This window comes from Allobosea sp. P1_A7 (assembly GCF_056406775.1).
In genome coordinates this window covers 45,050-58,037 of the sequence record NZ_JBFTZN010000035.1, presented here as the reverse complement: position 1 = coordinate 58,037, position 12,988 = coordinate 45,050, and the positions used below count along the sequence as shown (strand labels likewise).

The window sequence follows — 12,988 nt, the reverse complement described above, 5'->3', positions numbered from 1 at the left end:
GAGGAGAAGCTGCGCTTCGCCATCCGCGAAGGCGGCAGGACCGTCGGCGCCGGCGTCGTCGCCAGCATCATCGCGTAACGCGTTTTCGTGAGGGCGAAGGCCCTTCCAAGGGCCTTTGCCTTTTCACGTCACGGAGAGAACAAGACCATGAACGGTCAGAACATCCGGATCCGCCTCAAGGCGTTCGACCACCGCATCCTCGACGCGTCCACGCGCGAGATCGTGTCGACCGCGAAGCGGACAGGCGCCCAGGTTCGCGGGCCCATCCCGCTGCCGACGCTTATCGAGAAGTTCACGGTCAACCGCTCGCCCCACATCGACAAGAAGTCGCGCGAGCAGTTCGAAATGCGGACCCACAAGCGGGTCCTGGACATCGTCGATCCGACCCCCCAGACGGTCGACGCCCTCATGAAGCTCGATCTCGCCGCCGGCGTCGACGTCGAAATCAAGCTCTGATCCATCGTCGGGTCCTCTGTTTCCGGATACCCCGGATGGACATGACCCCAAGAGAAGGTATGCACCGATGCGTTCCGGTGTGATTGCACAGAAAGTCGGGATGACCCGCATCTTCACGGATGCCGGTGAACACATCCCAGTCACCGTGCTGAAGCTCGACAGCTGTCAGGTTGTCGCGCATCGCACGATCGAGAAGAACGGCTATGTCGCCGTTCAGCTCGGGTCGGGCTTGGCCAAGGTCAAGAACGTCTCGAAGGCTGAGCGCGGTCATTTTGCCGTGGCCAAGGTCGAGCCCAAGCGCCAGGTCGTGGAGTTCCGCGTCAGCAACGATGCGTTGATCCCCGTCGGCGCCGAGCTGACTGCCGATCACTTCGTTGTCGGCCAGTTCGTCGATGTCAGCGGCACCACCACCGGTAAGGGTTTTGCCGGCGGTATGAAGCGCTGGAACTTCGGCGGTCTGCGGGCCACGCACGGTGTCTCGGTCTCGCATCGTTCGATCGGTTCGACCGGTGGTCGTCAGGACCCCGGCAAGACCTTCAAGAACAAGAAGATGCCGGGCCATCTCGGTGCCGAGCGCGTGACCACGCAGAACCTGCGCGTCGTCCAGACGGACGCCGAGCGCGGCCTGATCCTGGTCGAGGGCGCCGTTCCCGGCGTTGCCGGCGGCTGGATCCACGTCCGCGACGCCGTCAAGCGCGCCCTGCCGAAGGATGCGCCGCTTCCTGGCAAGTTCAAGGTTGCTGGCGAAACCACGCAGGCTCCTGCGGCTGAAGCAGTTGAGGAGAACGCGTGATGAAGCTCGATATCACCACTCTCGAGGGCGGCAATGCCGGCTCGGTCGAGCTTTCGGACTCGATCTTCGGTCTTGAGCCGCGCGCCGATCTTCTCGCCCGCATGGTGCGCTACCAGCTCGCCAAGCGTCGCGCCGGGACCCACAAGTCCAAGGGGCGTTCGGAAGTCGATCGCACCCGCAAGAAGATCTACAAGCAGAAGGGCACCGGTGGCGCTCGTCACGGTGCAGCTTCGGCTCCGCAGTTCCGCGGCGGCGGCAAGGCCTTCGGTCCGATCGTGCGTGATCATGCGCATGATCTGCCGAAGAAGGTCCGTGCCCTGGCTCTGCGCCATGCGCTCTCGGCCAAGGCCAAGGACGCCGGCCTGATCATCATCGACGACGTCACGCTCGCCGAGCCGAAGACCAAGGTCCTGCTCGGTCACTTCGGCAAGCTGGATCTGTCCAGCGCACTGGTGATCGGCGGCGCCGAGATCGATGTGAACTTCGGCCTGGCCGCGCGTTCGATCCCGAACGTCGACGTCCTGCCGGTTCAGGGCATCAACGTCTACGACATCCTGCGTCGCGATAAGCTTGTGCTGACGCGCTCGGCTGTCGATGCGCTGGAGGCGCGCTTCAAATGAGCCAGTCTGCAAAGAACCTGGATCCGCGCCACTACGATGTCATTCGTGGCCCGGTGATCACCGAAAAGGCGACCATGCTCTCCGAGCATAACAAAGTCGTCTTCAAGGTCGCGAAGACCGCGACCAAGCCGCAGATCAAGGCGGCTATCGAGAAGTTGTTCGATGTCAAGGTGAAGAGCGTCAACACGCTCGTCACCGAAGGCAAGGTCAAGGTCTTCCGGGGCCGGCTCGGACAGCGTTCGGACGTCAAGAAGGCCGTAGTGACCCTCGAAGAAGGTCACTCGATCGACGTGACCACGGGCCTCTGAGGAAGGATCGTCATCATGGCTTTGAAAAGTTTCAAGCCGATCACGCCGAGCCTTCGCCAGCTCGTGATCGTCGACCGCAGCGAGCTCTACAAGGGCAAGCCGGTCAAGGCTCTCACCGAGGGTAAGTCCTCGAAGGGTGGGCGCAACAATCTCGGCCGCATCACGGTTCGTTTCCGTGGCGGTGGACATAAGCAGAGCTACCGGATCGTCGACTTCAAGCGTCGCGGCAAGCCGGGCGTGGCGGCGACCGTGGAGCGGATCGAGTATGATCCGAACCGCACCGCCTTCATCGCGCTGCTCAAGTACGCTGATGGCGAGCAGGCCTACATCCTGGCGCCGCAGCGCCTGGCGGTCGGCGACAGCGTGATCTCCGGCGACCAGGTCGACATCAAGCCCGGCAATGCTTCGCCGATGGGCGCGATGCCGATCGGCACCATCGTCCACAATGTCGAGCTCAAGATCGGCAAGGGTGGGGCGCTGGCGCGGTCTGCAGGCAACTACGCCCAGATCGTCGGTCGCGACCAGGGCTATGTCATCGTCCGCCTGAACTCGGGCGAACAGCGCCTGATCAGCGGCCTGTGCTATGCTACGGTGGGCGCRGTTTCGAACCCCGACCACATGAACACCAACATGGGTAAGGCCGGTCGCTCGCGCTGGCTCGGCCGTCGTCCGCATAACCGCGGCGTCTCGATGAACCCGGTCGACCACCCGCATGGTGGTGGTGAGGGTCGTACCTCGGGCGGTCGTCACCCGGTCACGCCGTGGGGACTGCCGACCAAGGGCAAGAAGACCCGCTCGAATAAGCGGACCGATACGTTCATCGTGTCGAGCCGTCACGCCCGCAAGAAGAAGAACTGAGGTCCGTCATGGCGCGTTCGATTTGGAAAGGTCCGTTTGTCGACGGATACCTTCTGAAAAAGGCCGAGGTCGCCCGTTCGGCGAGCCGGGCCGAGGTGATCAAGATCTGGAGCCGCCGCTCCACGATCCTTCCGCAGTTCGTCGGTCTGACGTTCGGCGTCTACAACGGTCACAAGCATGTGCCGGTGAACGTGTCCGAGGAAATGGTGGGCCACAAGTTCGGCGAGTTCTCGCCGACGCGCACCTTCYACGGCCACGCTGCCGACAAGAAGGCGAAGAGGAAGTAAGCCATGGGTAAGCCATCCGCCCCCCGTGCGCTGCCGGAGAACGAAGCCGTTGCGGTTGCCCGCAACCTTCGCGTCAGCCCGCAGAAGCTGAACCTCGTCGCTCAGCTCATCCGTGGCAAGAAGGTCTCGACCGCGCTCGCCGATCTCGAGTTCTCGCGTAAGCGGATCTCGCTCGACGTTCGCAAGTGTCTGCAGAGCGCCATCGCCAACGCCGAGAACAATCATGATCTCGACGTCGACGATCTCGTCGTTGCGCAGGCTTTCGTCGGCAAGGCCCTGGTCATGAAGCGCTTCCATGCCCGCGCCCGCGGCCGTGGAGCCCGGATCATGAAGCCCTTCGCGAACATCACGATCGTGGTGCGCGAAGTCCAGGCGGCCAAGGCCTGAGGAGAGAACGATGGGTCAGAAAATCAATCCGATCGGCCTTCGCCTCGGCATCAACCGCACCTGGGACTCGCGCTGGTTCGCGCAGAAGGGTGAGTACGGTCAGCTGCTGCACGAAGACATGAAGATCCGCGCCGCGCTGATGAAGCTGCTGAAGCAGGCGGCGGTCTCCAAGATCATCATCGAGCGCCCGCACAAGAAGTGCCGCGTCACCATCCACTCGGCTCGTCCGGGCGTGGTGATCGGCAAGAAGGGCGCCGATATCGAGAAGCTGCGCAAGGAAGTCTCGAAGCTGACCAAGGCCGATGTGACGATCAACATCGTCGAGGTCCGCAAGCCCGAGATCGACGCCACCCTGGTGGCCGACTCCATCGCTCAGCAGCTCGAGCGTCGCGTCGCGTTCCGTCGCGCCATGAAGCGGGCCGTTCAGTCGGCCATGCGTCTGGGCGCCGAGGGCATCCGCATCAACTGCTCGGGCCGTCTCGGCGGCGCGGAAATCGCGCGCCTGGAATGGTACCGCGAAGGCCGCGTGCCGCTGCACACGCTGCGCGCCGATGTGGATTACGGTGTCGGCACCGCCTTCACCACCTACGGCACGTGCGGCATCAAGGTCTGGATCTTCAAGGGCGAGATCCTCGAACACGACCCGATGGCCCAGGACAAGCGTCTCTCTGACGAAGGTGGTCGCTCCGGCGGTCGCGATCGTCGCGAGCAGGCTGCGTAAGGCTGATCGAGAAGAGCCATGTTGCAACCAAAGCGAACCAAGTTCCGCAAGCAGTTCAAGGGACGCATCTCAGGCGTTGCCAAGGGCGGCACGGACCTCAATTTCGGCCAGTTCGGCCTGAAGGCCCTGATGCCTGAGCGCGTCACGGCCCGTCAGATCGAAGCTGCCCGTCGTGCGATCACTCGCGCCATGAAGCGTGCTGGCCGCGTCTGGATCCGGATCTTCCCGGACGTGCCAGTTTCGAAGAAGCCGACCGAAGTCCGCATGGGCAAGGGCAAGGGCGCGCCTGAATTCTGGGCAGCCAAGGTCAAGCCTGGGCGAATCATGTTCGAGATCGACGGGGTGGAAGAGGAGACGGCGCGCGAGGCGCTTCGTCTCGGCGCCGCCAAGCTGCCGATCAAGACCCGCTTCATCCAGCGCATCGCCGAGTAAGGAGGGCGACATGAAAGCTACGCAACGCCTGTCCGATCTCAAGGTGATGAGTGTCGACCAGCTCCAGGACGAACTCCTGAAGCTGAAGAAGGAGCAGTTTAACCTGCGTTTCCAACGCGCTACCGGCCAGCTCGAGAATACCGCTCGGGTGACTGAGGTGCGCAAGGATATCGCTCGCATCAAGACGCTGCAGCGGTCGAAGACCGTTGCGGCGAGCGCCTGAGGAGTAGGACAATGCCGAAGCGCGTGCTGCAGGGCGTCGTCGTTAGCGACAAGCAGAACAAAACTGTTGTGGTGAAGGTCGAGCGGCGTTATACGCACCCGCTCCTCAAGAAGACTGTTCGCCGGACCAAGAACTATCACGCCCACGATGAGGCGCAGACGTTCAAGGTTGGGGATTCGGTCTGGATTGAGGAATCCAAGCCCATTTCCAAGCTGAAAAGCTGGGTTGTGCTCGACAACGCTCCTAAGGCGTAAGTCACTTTATTGAGGCCAGGGGGCGATCGACCCCCGTCAGTCGTAGTCCGGGTCGGCGCTGACGCCGCGCCCGGAAACCGCGCTGATACAGTTTGGAAGGATCAAGGCCATGATCCAGGTGCAGACGAATCTCGAGGTCGCGGATAACTCCGGCGCCCGTCGTGTGATGTGCATCAAGGTTCTCGGCGGGTCGAAGCGGAAATACGCCGGTGTCGGTGATATTATCGTCGTTTCGATCAAGGAAGCCATTCCCCGCGGCCGCGTGAAGAAGGGCGACGTCATGAAGGCGGTCGTCGTTCGGACCGCTAAGGACGTGAAGCGCGCCGATGGTTCGGTGATCCGTTTCGACCGCAATGCGGCCGTGCTGATCAACAACCAGAAGGAGCCGGTGGGCACCCGTATCTTCGGACCGGTTCCGCGCGAACTTCGCGCCAAGAACCACATGAAGATCATCTCGCTTGCGCCTGAGGTGCTGTAATGGCTGCGAAGATCAAGAAGGGCGACAAGGTCGTCGTGTTGGCCGGCCGTGACAAGGGCAAGGCCGGCGAAGTGCTCCAGGTGCTGCCGAAGGATGCCCGCGCCGTGGTGCGTGGCGTCAACCTCGTGAAGAAGCACACCAAGGCCTCGGCACAGTCCGAGGGTGGCATCATCAGCAAGGAGGCCACGATCGATCTGTCGAACCTGGCCGTCGCCGATCCCAAGGACGGCAAGCCGACCCGCGTCGGTTTCAAGGTGCTCGATGACGGCCGCAAGGTGCGTTTCGCCAAGCGTTCGGGAGATCTGATCGATGGCTGAGAATCAGCAGGCGGCTCTCACGCCGCGCATGAAGAAGCATTACGAGGACGTCGTTCGTCCGGCGATGATCGCCGAGTTCGGCTACAAGAACGTGATGGAAGTCCCGACGATCGAGAAGGTCGTCATCAACATGGGCGTGGGCGAAGCGACGGCCGACCGTAAAAAGGTCGACAGTGCAGCTGGCGACCTCGCCATGATCGCCGGTCAGAGGCCGGTCATCACCAAGTCCCGCCTCGCCATCGCCGGCTTCAAGCTGCGCGAGAACATGGCGGTTGGCTGCAAGGTCACGCTGCGCAAGACCAAGATGTTCGAGTTCGTCGACCGGCTCGTCACCATCGCCTTGCCGCGCGTGCGCGACTTCCGTGGTCTCAACCCGAAGTCGTTCGACGGGCGCGGCAATTTCGCGCTCGGCATCAAGGAGCACATCGTGTTCCCTGAGATCAACTACGACAAGGTCGACCAGGTCTGGGGCATGGACGTGATCGTCTGCACGACTGCGAAGTCGGACGACGAAGCGCGCGCTCTGCTCAAGCACTTCAACTTCCCGTTCCGGCAGTGAGCCTTACCGCTCATACGCGGAAACCAGGAGAGATCGATGGCTAAGAAAAGCTCCGTCGAGAAGAACGAACACCGCAGGCAGCTCGTGAAGAAGTACGCGGGCAAGCGGGCGCGTCTTCTCGCGATCGCGAATGACGAGAGCCAGTCCATGGACGAGCGCTTCCTTGCTCGCCTCAAGCTGGCTGAACTGCCGCGCAATTCGGCTGCAAACCGGGTGCGCAACCGCTGCGAAGTGACCGGCCGTCCGCGCGCCGTGTATCGCAAGCTGAAGATGTCGCGCGTTGCTCTGCGCGAGCTCGGCAACAAGGGGCTGGTTCCCGGCCTCGTCAAGTCGAGCTGGTGAGGAGGACGCATCATGGCGATCATTGATCCGCTTGGCGATATGCTGACCCGCATCCGCAATGCGCAGATGCGGCGCAAGTCGCGCGTGACCACCCCGGGCTCGAAGCTGCGTGCCCGCGTGCTCGACGTGCTTCAGGCCGAGGGTTACATCCGCGGCTATTCCACGACCGAGTTCGGCAATGGCCGGACCGAGTTCGACATCGAGCTGAAGTACCATGAGGGACAGCCGGTCATCCGTGCCATCTCTCGGGTCTCGAAGCCCGGCCGCCGCGTCTACTCTTCGGTGGACACGATGCCGCGCGTGGCCGACGGCCTCGGCGTGACCATCGTCTCCACGCCGAAGGGCGTGATGCCCGATCATCTTGCCCGCGAGCAGAACGTGGGCGGCGAAGTGCTTTGCAAGGTCTTCTGACCTTCTGCGCCGCTCATCAGGAGAAATCCAATGTCTCGTATCGGTAAAAAGCCTGTTCCGGTTCCCGCTGGCGTCACCGCCAACGTGTCCGGCCAGCTCGTGAGCATCAAGGGCTCGAAGGGGGAACTCTCCTTCTCCGTGCCCGATGATGTCTCGGTTGCGCTCGAGAACGGCGCCATCGCCGTTCAGCCGCGCTCGCAGAGCAAGCGTGCGCGCTCGCTCTGGGGCACGTCCCGGGCTCGCGTCGCCAATCTGGTGACGGGCGTCACCAACGGCTTCGAGAAGAAGCGTGAGATCAACGGCGTCGGCTACAAGGCCGCCGTCACCGGCAAGGTGCTCAAGCTGTCGCTCGGCTACAGCCACGACATCGACTATGCGATCCCGGCCGGGGTCGCGATCGTCACGCCGAAGCCGACTGAAATCGTCATCACCGGCATCGACAAGCAGGTGGTCGGCCAGACCGCCGCTGAGATCCGCGACTATCGCGGTCCCGAGCCCTACAAGGGCAAGGGCGTCAAGTACGCCGGCGAATTCATCTTCCGCAAGGAAGGGAAGAAGAAGTAAGGACGCGAGCCATGAGCAAGCAGACAGAAAATACTGCGCGCCGCCGGGCCCGTGTCCGTCGCGCCATCAAGGCGGTCGCCAATGGCCGCGCTCGCCTGTCGGTGCATCGCACCGGCAAGCAGATCTATGCCCAGGTCATCGACGACGCGAAGGGCATCACCCTCGCGTCGGCCTCGAGCCTGGACAAGGACATCCGCGGCGACATCAAGTCGGGTGCGAATGTCGCGGCCGCGGCCACGATCGGCAAGTTGGTTGCCGAGCGTGCGGTCAAGGCCGGCGTGAAGGACGTGGTCTTCGATCGCGGCTCCTACATGTATCATGGCCGCGTCAAGGCGCTGGCCGATGCGGCCCGCGAGGCCGGGCTGAATTTCTGACATCCCATCCGGGATGCTCGAGCGAGCGGCGCTGCATCAGGCAGCGTCCGCGCAAGTAAGAGGATGACATGGCGAGAGAACCTCGTGACCGTCAGGATCGCGAAGAGCGCGATTCCGAATTCGTGGATCGTCTGGTCCACATCAACCGCGTCGCCAAGGTGGTGAAGGGCGGCCGTCGTTTCGGCTTTGCTGCCCTCGTCGTCGTCGGTGACCAGAAGGGCCGCGTCGGCTTCGGCCATGGCAAGGCTCGCGAAGTGCCGGAAGCCATCCGCAAGGCGACGGAAGCCGCCAAGCGCGGGCTGGTCCGCATTCCGCTGCGCGAAGGCCGCACGCTCCATCACGACGTCCAGGGCCGCCACGGCGCCGGTCGCGTCGTGCTGCGTGCAGCTCCGGCCGGTACCGGCATCATCGCCGGTGGTCCGATGCGCGCCGTCTTCGAGGCGGTTGGCATGCAGGATGTCGTGTCGAAGTCGCTCGGTTCGTCGAACCCCTACAACCTCGTGCGCGCCACCTTCTCGGCGCTCAAGAACGAGGACAGCCCGCGTGGCGTCGCCGCGCGCCGCAGCCTGAAGGTTTCGGCCCTGCAGTCGCGTCGTCGCGATGCCGGCACCGACGCCGCGGCCGAAGCGTGAGGGCTGCACCATGGCAAAAGCTGAAAAGACCGTGGTCGTCGAGCAGATCGGTAGCCCGATCCGCCGTGAGGCCTCGCAGCGCCAGACCCTGATCGGTCTCGGCCTGAACAAGATCCGCCGCCAATCGACCCTGCAGGACACCGCTTCCGTCCGTGGCATGATCGAGAAGGTCAAGCACCTCGTCCGCGTCGTCGACGCGAAGTGAGGGGGATTGTCCGATGAAACTCACAGACATTCGTGACAACGAAGGCGCCCACAAGTCCCGCATCCGTGTCGGCCGTGGTATCGGCTCCGGCAAGGGCAAGACTGGTGGACGCGGCGTCAAGGGTCAGAAGGCCCGTGCCGGCGTGGCGGTCAAGGGCTTCGAAGGCGGTCAGATGCCGCTTTATCGTCGCCTGCCGAAGCGCGGCTTCCACAACCTCTTCGCCAAGGAACTGAACGAGGTCAATCTCGGTCGGATCCAGCAGGCGGTCGAGGCCGGCAAGCTCGACGGCAAGGGCGTCGTCACCATCGAGGCGCTGGTTGCGGCTGGCGTGATCTCGAAGGCGGCCCCCGACGGCGTCAAGATCCTCGGCGTCGGCGAACTGAAGACGAAGCTTGCCTTCGAAGTGGCAGGCGCGTCGAAGTCGGCGGTCGAGGCCATCGAAAAGGCTGGCGGCTCGGTCAAGATCCTGGCGGCTGCTGCTTCACAGGCGTGACAGCGACGCTTACATGAGCGATTGCGAACGGCGGCCAGGCCAGAAGCCTAGGCCGCCGTTCGACTGTTTGACGTTTATTCCGATCAAGGACCGGACGCATGGCATCGGCGGCTGAACAGCTTGCGGCAAACCTGAATTTCGGCGCGCTCGCGAAGGCGGACGAGCTCAAGAAGCGGATCTGGTTCACGCTGGGGGCGCTCATCGTCTACCGGCTCGGTACCTATATCCCGCTGCCGGGCATGAACCCYGACGCCGTTGCCGACCTGTTCAAACAGTCGCAGACCGGCGTGCTCGGCCTGTTCAACATGTTTTCGGGCGGTGCCGTCGGGCGACTGGCGATCTTTGCGCTCGCGATCATGCCCTATATATCGGCCTCGATCATCATCCAGCTCCTGTCGAGCGTGGTGCCGACCTTCGAGGCGCTGAAGAAGGAAGGCGAGCAGGGCCGCAAGGTCCTCAACCAGTACACCCGCTACCTGACCCTCGTGCTGGCCGTGTTCCAGGCCTACGGCATCGGTGTCGGCCTGCAGGGGTCCGGCAATCTGGTGCTCGAACCCGGCCCGTTCTTCCTGCTCTCGACGACGATCACGCTGGTCGGCGGTACGATGTTCCTGCTCTGGCTCGGTGAACAGATCACCAGCCGCGGCATCGGCAACGGCACCTCGATGATCATCTTCTCGGGCATCATCGCGGAATTCCCGTCGCAGCTCGCCCAGACCCTCGAGCTTGGCCGTCAGGGCGCGATTTCGACCGGCCTGCTGCTGCTGATCCTGGTCATGGCCATCTGCGTCATCGCCTTCTGCGTGTTCATGGAGCGGGCCCAGCGCCGCCTGCTGATCAACTATCCCAAGCGCCAGGTCGGCAACCGCATGTACGAGGGCCAGACCTCGTTCCTGCCGCTGAAGCTCAACACGTCGGGCGTCATCCCCCCGATCTTCGCCTCCTCGCTGCTGCTGCTGCCGACGACGATCGCCAGCTTCTCGCAGGCCTCGGGCGGCACCGGCATGCTGTCGACGGTGGCGACCTATCTGGCGCATGGCCGGCCGCTGTTCATGATCCTCTACGCCGCGCTGATCATCTTCTTCTGCTTCTTCTACACCGCCATCGTGTTCAATCCGGTCGAGACGGCGGACAATCTGAAGAAGCATGGCGGCTTCATGCCGGGCATCCGCCCGGGCGAGCGCACCGCCGAGCATATCGACCGCGTGCTGACCCGGATCACCGTTCTCGGCGCAGGCTATCTGACTATTGTCTGCCTTATCCCCGAGTTCATGATCACGTATGCCCAGATTCCGATCATCCTCCTGGGCGGCACCTCGCTGCTCATCGTGGTGACGACAACCATGGATACCGTGGCGCAGGTTCACGGGCATCTGCTGGCCCACCAGTATGAGGGGCTGGTCAAGAAGGCGAAGTTGCGAGGGGCGAGGCGCTGATGCGATTGATCTTCCTGGGGCCGCCGGGGGCGGGCAAGGGTACTCAGGCAACCCGTATCGTCGAGAAGCATGGCATTCCGCAGCTCTCGACCGGCGACATGCTCCGGGCCGCGGTTGCGGCCGGGACGCCGGTGGGGCTCAAGGCCAAGGCGGTGATGGATGCCGGCGGACTGGTCTCGGACGATATCGTCATCGGGATCGTTGCCGATCGCATCGAAGAGCCGGACGCGAAGCGGGGCTTCATCCTCGACGGCTTTCCGCGCACGCTGGCCCAGGCCGAGGCGCTCGACGCCATGCTGGCGCAGAAGGGGCTGAAGCTCGACGCGGTCCTGGAGCTCACGGTCGATCAGGACAAGCTCGTCGACCGGATCATCCGTCGTGCCGAAGAGGCGAAGGCGGCCGGGCAACCGGTGCGCAAGGATGACGATCCGGTGGTCTTCAAGACCCGGCTCGAAGCCTATAACCGCGATACCGCTGTGGTTTCGCCCTATTATGCGAAGCGTGGCCAGCTCACTGCGATCGACGGCATGAAGCCGATCGACGAGGTGACGGGTGCGATCTACAAGGCACTCGGCGCTTAGCAATGCGCGGGCACGGGTTCGGCATCGGGCTCGTACTTCTGACCTTGCTGTCGTCAGCGATATCAGCCCCGGCGGAGACGGTTCTCGTCGCGCCGGGGATTTCTGTTTCGAAGAGGGCGTATGCCGCCCCGCTCAACGAAGCCCGGAACGCGCTTGCGGCAGGTGCCGAATCGATTTCGGTCGGGCGGGGCGCAGTCCGCTTGAGCTGGGCTGAGCCGTAACGCCGCCTGCCGGCCGAGTAAGAGCAGCTTCGAGGAAGCTGGCATGATTCCTGAGTTCGGCGGGTTGACTCAAGAGCTTCGACCGACTAACGACCCTCATCCGGTTGCATGTGGCGATGCCGTTACCTTCGCGAGGAGGGGCGACGTCGCGTTCTCGCATGGAGCCGATTCAACGCTCGCAGGGGCCGGCCTCCACCGGACGCGGGTAGGTTTTCACTGCCGGGCAGCCATCGGGCGCCTCGGCCGACAATGGAGAAGAGACCATGGCTCGTATCGCGGGCGTTAACATTCCGACCGGCAAGCGCGTCGTCATCGGTTTGCAGTATATCCACGGCATCGGTRCCCAGAAGGCCAAGGAAATCTGCCAGAAGGTCGGCATCGCCGACGAGCGTCGCGTCAACCAGCTGACCGACGCGGAGGTGCTTCAGATCCGTGAGACGATCGACCGCGACTACCTTGTCGAGGGCGCCGGCCCGCTGTCTATGCGTCGCCTGACCCGTTCAAGGGCAGGCGACATCCCCAGCGCCTGGCATGACGGGCGCGCTCGAAGGATGAAAGAAAGAGACCATGGCCAAGGAAGCCCAGCGCGTTCGTCGTCGTGAACGCAAGAACATCGTTTCTGGCGTCGCGCATGTGAACGCCTCGTTCAACAACACCATGATCACCATCACCGACGCCCAGGGCAACACGATCTCGTGGTCGTCCGCCGGCACCATGGGCTTCAAGGGTTCGCGCAAGTCGACCCCCTATGCCGCCCAGGTCGCGGCCGAGGATGCGGCCCGCAAGGCTGCCGAGCACGGCATGCGCACCCTCGAAGTCGAGGTGACGGGCCCGGGTTCGGGGCGTGAATCGGCTCTGCGCGCCCTCCAGGCCGCCGGCTTCACCGTGACCTCGATCCGCGACGTGACGCCGATCCCGCACAATGGCTGCCGGCCGCGCAAGCGCCGTCGCGTCTGACGCCCGGATTGGATTGCGGCGCTCGCACTGGCGGGCGCCGGTACGGGGCGGCCCGTCGCCGCCGAGAGATGAAGCACCA

26 protein-coding genes are annotated in these 12,988 nt (G+C 63.7%); all 26 read left to right on the top strand.

What is annotated here, in order from left to right; genetic code table 11:
• Nucleotides 1–78: EF-Tu C-terminal domain-related protein (locus AC1D34_RS08875; RefSeq protein ID WP_465246070.1), on the top strand; the 78-nt coding region annotated here is incomplete at its 5' end.
• 69 nt (nucleotides 79–147) lie between these two features.
• Nucleotides 148–456 (top strand): 30S ribosomal protein S10, encoded by a 309-nt coding sequence (gene rpsJ, locus AC1D34_RS08870; protein WP_043237115.1) that lies wholly within the window; start codon nucleotides 148–150, stop codon nucleotides 454–456.
• Between the two features lie 67 nt (nucleotides 457–523).
• Nucleotides 524–1,249 (top strand): 50S ribosomal protein L3, encoded by a 726-nt coding sequence (rplC, locus tag AC1D34_RS08865; protein ID WP_113517770.1) that lies wholly within the window; start codon nucleotides 524–526, stop codon nucleotides 1,247–1,249.
• Nucleotides 1,249–1,869: a 50S ribosomal protein L4 gene (rplD, locus tag AC1D34_RS08860; protein WP_069880165.1), complete on the top strand. Its 621-nt coding sequence runs from the start codon at nucleotides 1,249–1,251 to the stop codon at nucleotides 1,867–1,869. The genes rplC and rplD overlap by 1 nt, the downstream gene beginning before the upstream one ends.
• The gene (locus AC1D34_RS08855) at nucleotides 1,866–2,177 is read left to right on the top strand and encodes a 50S ribosomal protein L23 (protein WP_043237110.1); all 312 of its coding nucleotides are present in this window, start codon (nucleotides 1,866–1,868) and stop codon (nucleotides 2,175–2,177) included. The genes rplD and AC1D34_RS08855 overlap by 4 nt, the downstream gene beginning before the upstream one ends.
• Before the next feature lie 15 nt (nucleotides 2,178–2,192).
• Nucleotides 2,193–3,035 (top strand): 50S ribosomal protein L2, encoded by an 843-nt coding sequence (gene rplB / locus AC1D34_RS08850; protein ID WP_069880166.1) that lies wholly within the window; start codon nucleotides 2,193–2,195, stop codon nucleotides 3,033–3,035.
• 8 nt (nucleotides 3,036–3,043) lie between these two features.
• Nucleotides 3,044–3,322, top strand: a complete 279-nt coding sequence (gene rpsS, locus AC1D34_RS08845; protein WP_476824031.1) for a 30S ribosomal protein S19 — start codon at nucleotides 3,044–3,046, stop codon at nucleotides 3,320–3,322.
• Nucleotides 3,323–3,325: 3 nt separating this feature from the next.
• Entirely contained in the window at nucleotides 3,326–3,709 is a 384-nt protein-coding gene (gene rplV, locus AC1D34_RS08840; RefSeq protein WP_043237105.1) for a 50S ribosomal protein L22, read from the top strand.
• Between the two features lie 10 nt (nucleotides 3,710–3,719).
• Nucleotides 3,720–4,430, top strand: a complete 711-nt coding sequence (gene rpsC, locus AC1D34_RS08835; RefSeq protein ID WP_043237104.1) for a 30S ribosomal protein S3 — start codon at nucleotides 3,720–3,722, stop codon at nucleotides 4,428–4,430.
• A gap of 18 nt (nucleotides 4,431–4,448) precedes the next feature.
• On the top strand, nucleotides 4,449–4,862 hold the full coding sequence (rplP, locus tag AC1D34_RS08830) for a 50S ribosomal protein L16 (protein WP_043237103.1): 414 nt from the start codon (nucleotides 4,449–4,451) through the stop codon (nucleotides 4,860–4,862).
• A gap of 10 nt (nucleotides 4,863–4,872) precedes the next feature.
• Nucleotides 4,873–5,085 carry a 50S ribosomal protein L29 gene (gene rpmC / locus AC1D34_RS08825; protein ID WP_043237102.1) on the top strand — a complete coding sequence of 71 codons (213 nt, stop codon included), beginning with the start codon at nucleotides 4,873–4,875 and terminating at the stop codon, nucleotides 5,083–5,085.
• Between the two features lie 11 nt (nucleotides 5,086–5,096).
• The gene (rpsQ, locus tag AC1D34_RS08820) at nucleotides 5,097–5,339 is read left to right on the top strand and encodes a 30S ribosomal protein S17 (protein WP_043237101.1); all 243 of its coding nucleotides are present in this window, start codon (nucleotides 5,097–5,099) and stop codon (nucleotides 5,337–5,339) included.
• 109 nt (nucleotides 5,340–5,448) lie between these two features.
• Nucleotides 5,449–5,817 (top strand): 50S ribosomal protein L14, encoded by a 369-nt coding sequence (rplN, locus tag AC1D34_RS08815; protein ID WP_043237099.1) that lies wholly within the window; start codon nucleotides 5,449–5,451, stop codon nucleotides 5,815–5,817.
• Entirely contained in the window at nucleotides 5,817–6,134 is a 318-nt protein-coding gene (rplX, locus tag AC1D34_RS08810) for a 50S ribosomal protein L24 (protein ID WP_043237098.1), read from the top strand. Before rplN ends, rplX begins: the two co-directional genes overlap by 1 nt.
• On the top strand, nucleotides 6,127–6,693 hold the full coding sequence (rplE, locus tag AC1D34_RS08805) for a 50S ribosomal protein L5 (RefSeq protein WP_043237096.1): 567 nt from the start codon (nucleotides 6,127–6,129) through the stop codon (nucleotides 6,691–6,693). The genes rplX and rplE overlap by 8 nt, the downstream gene beginning before the upstream one ends.
• 36 nt (nucleotides 6,694–6,729) lie before the next feature.
• Entirely contained in the window at nucleotides 6,730–7,035 is a 306-nt protein-coding gene (gene rpsN / locus AC1D34_RS08800) for a 30S ribosomal protein S14 (RefSeq protein WP_043237095.1), read from the top strand.
• Between the two features lie 12 nt (nucleotides 7,036–7,047).
• A complete protein-coding gene (rpsH, locus tag AC1D34_RS08795) occupies nucleotides 7,048–7,446 on the top strand; it encodes a 30S ribosomal protein S8 (protein WP_043237093.1) in 399 nt (132 codons plus the stop codon).
• A gap of 30 nt (nucleotides 7,447–7,476) precedes the next feature.
• Complete coding sequence (gene rplF / locus AC1D34_RS08790) at nucleotides 7,477–8,010, top strand: 50S ribosomal protein L6 (RefSeq protein WP_476824030.1); 534 nt, start codon at nucleotides 7,477–7,479, stop codon at nucleotides 8,008–8,010.
• A gap of 11 nt (nucleotides 8,011–8,021) precedes the next feature.
• On the top strand, nucleotides 8,022–8,384 hold the full coding sequence (gene rplR / locus AC1D34_RS08785; RefSeq protein ID WP_476824029.1) for a 50S ribosomal protein L18: 363 nt from the start codon (nucleotides 8,022–8,024) through the stop codon (nucleotides 8,382–8,384).
• Between the two features lie 68 nt (nucleotides 8,385–8,452).
• Nucleotides 8,453–9,016, top strand: a complete 564-nt coding sequence (rpsE, locus tag AC1D34_RS08780; protein ID WP_113517766.1) for a 30S ribosomal protein S5 — start codon at nucleotides 8,453–8,455, stop codon at nucleotides 9,014–9,016.
• A 10-nt stretch (nucleotides 9,017–9,026) separates the two neighbouring features.
• Nucleotides 9,027–9,221, top strand: coding sequence for a 50S ribosomal protein L30 (gene rpmD, locus AC1D34_RS08775; RefSeq protein ID WP_069882649.1), 195 nt, complete (start codon nucleotides 9,027–9,029; stop codon nucleotides 9,219–9,221).
• A gap of 13 nt (nucleotides 9,222–9,234) precedes the next feature.
• Nucleotides 9,235–9,714, top strand: a complete 480-nt coding sequence (gene rplO / locus AC1D34_RS08770) for a 50S ribosomal protein L15 (protein ID WP_069880172.1) — start codon at nucleotides 9,235–9,237, stop codon at nucleotides 9,712–9,714.
• A 98-nt stretch (nucleotides 9,715–9,812) separates the two neighbouring features.
• Complete coding sequence (secY, locus tag AC1D34_RS08765) at nucleotides 9,813–11,150, top strand: preprotein translocase subunit SecY (RefSeq protein ID WP_069880173.1); 1,338 nt, start codon at nucleotides 9,813–9,815, stop codon at nucleotides 11,148–11,150.
• The gene (locus AC1D34_RS08760; protein ID WP_476824028.1) at nucleotides 11,150–11,731 is read left to right on the top strand and encodes an adenylate kinase; all 582 of its coding nucleotides are present in this window, start codon (nucleotides 11,150–11,152) and stop codon (nucleotides 11,729–11,731) included. The genes secY and AC1D34_RS08760 overlap by 1 nt, the downstream gene beginning before the upstream one ends.
• Nucleotides 11,732–12,215: 484 nt before the next feature.
• A complete protein-coding gene (gene rpsM / locus AC1D34_RS08755) occupies nucleotides 12,216–12,554 on the top strand; it encodes a 30S ribosomal protein S13 (RefSeq protein ID WP_476824027.1) in 339 nt (112 codons plus the stop codon).
• A complete protein-coding gene (rpsK, locus tag AC1D34_RS08750) occupies nucleotides 12,520–12,909 on the top strand; it encodes a 30S ribosomal protein S11 (RefSeq protein WP_043237079.1) in 390 nt (129 codons plus the stop codon). The genes rpsM and rpsK overlap by 35 nt, the downstream gene beginning before the upstream one ends.
• The last annotated feature ends 79 nt before the right edge of the window (nucleotides 12,910–12,988 follow it).

What these genes read in the sequence shown, in the direction of transcription:
- rplC (WP_113517770.1), top strand. Translation starts at nt 524, where the DNA reads ATGCGTTCCGGTGTGATTGCACAGAAAGTCGGGATGACCCGCATCTTC.
- AC1D34_RS08760 (WP_476824028.1), top strand. Translation starts at nt 11,150, where the DNA reads ATGCGATTGATCTTCCTGGGGCCGCCGGGGGCGGGCAAGGGTACTCAG.
- rpsN (WP_043237095.1), top strand. Translation starts at nt 6,730, where the DNA reads ATGGCTAAGAAAAGCTCCGTCGAGAAGAACGAACACCGCAGGCAGCTC.
- rplO (WP_069880172.1), top strand. Translation starts at nt 9,235, where the DNA reads ATGAAACTCACAGACATTCGTGACAACGAAGGCGCCCACAAGTCCCGC.
- rplN (WP_043237099.1), top strand. Translation starts at nt 5,449, where the DNA reads ATGATCCAGGTGCAGACGAATCTCGAGGTCGCGGATAACTCCGGCGCC.
- rplX (WP_043237098.1), top strand. Translation starts at nt 5,817, where the DNA reads ATGGCTGCGAAGATCAAGAAGGGCGACAAGGTCGTCGTGTTGGCCGGC.
- rpsH (WP_043237093.1), top strand. Translation starts at nt 7,048, where the DNA reads ATGGCGATCATTGATCCGCTTGGCGATATGCTGACCCGCATCCGCAAT.
- rplF (WP_476824030.1), top strand. Translation starts at nt 7,477, where the DNA reads ATGTCTCGTATCGGTAAAAAGCCTGTTCCGGTTCCCGCTGGCGTCACC.
- rpmC (WP_043237102.1), top strand. Translation starts at nt 4,873, where the DNA reads ATGAAAGCTACGCAACGCCTGTCCGATCTCAAGGTGATGAGTGTCGAC.
- rplP (WP_043237103.1), top strand. Translation starts at nt 4,449, where the DNA reads ATGTTGCAACCAAAGCGAACCAAGTTCCGCAAGCAGTTCAAGGGACGC.
- rplV (WP_043237105.1), top strand. Translation starts at nt 3,326, where the DNA reads ATGGGTAAGCCATCCGCCCCCCGTGCGCTGCCGGAGAACGAAGCCGTT.
- rpsE (WP_113517766.1), top strand. Translation starts at nt 8,453, where the DNA reads ATGGCGAGAGAACCTCGTGACCGTCAGGATCGCGAAGAGCGCGATTCC.
- rpsK (WP_043237079.1), top strand. Translation starts at nt 12,520, where the DNA reads ATGGCCAAGGAAGCCCAGCGCGTTCGTCGTCGTGAACGCAAGAACATC.
- rpmD (WP_069882649.1), top strand. Translation starts at nt 9,027, where the DNA reads ATGGCAAAAGCTGAAAAGACCGTGGTCGTCGAGCAGATCGGTAGCCCG.
- rplR (WP_476824029.1), top strand. Translation starts at nt 8,022, where the DNA reads ATGAGCAAGCAGACAGAAAATACTGCGCGCCGCCGGGCCCGTGTCCGT.
- rpsC (WP_043237104.1), top strand. Translation starts at nt 3,720, where the DNA reads ATGGGTCAGAAAATCAATCCGATCGGCCTTCGCCTCGGCATCAACCGC.
- rpsJ (WP_043237115.1), top strand. Translation starts at nt 148, where the DNA reads ATGAACGGTCAGAACATCCGGATCCGCCTCAAGGCGTTCGACCACCGC.
- rplE (WP_043237096.1), top strand. Translation starts at nt 6,127, where the DNA reads ATGGCTGAGAATCAGCAGGCGGCTCTCACGCCGCGCATGAAGAAGCAT.
- rplD (WP_069880165.1), top strand. Translation starts at nt 1,249, where the DNA reads ATGAAGCTCGATATCACCACTCTCGAGGGCGGCAATGCCGGCTCGGTC.
- AC1D34_RS08855 (WP_043237110.1), top strand. Translation starts at nt 1,866, where the DNA reads ATGAGCCAGTCTGCAAAGAACCTGGATCCGCGCCACTACGATGTCATT.
- rpsQ (WP_043237101.1), top strand. Translation starts at nt 5,097, where the DNA reads ATGCCGAAGCGCGTGCTGCAGGGCGTCGTCGTTAGCGACAAGCAGAAC.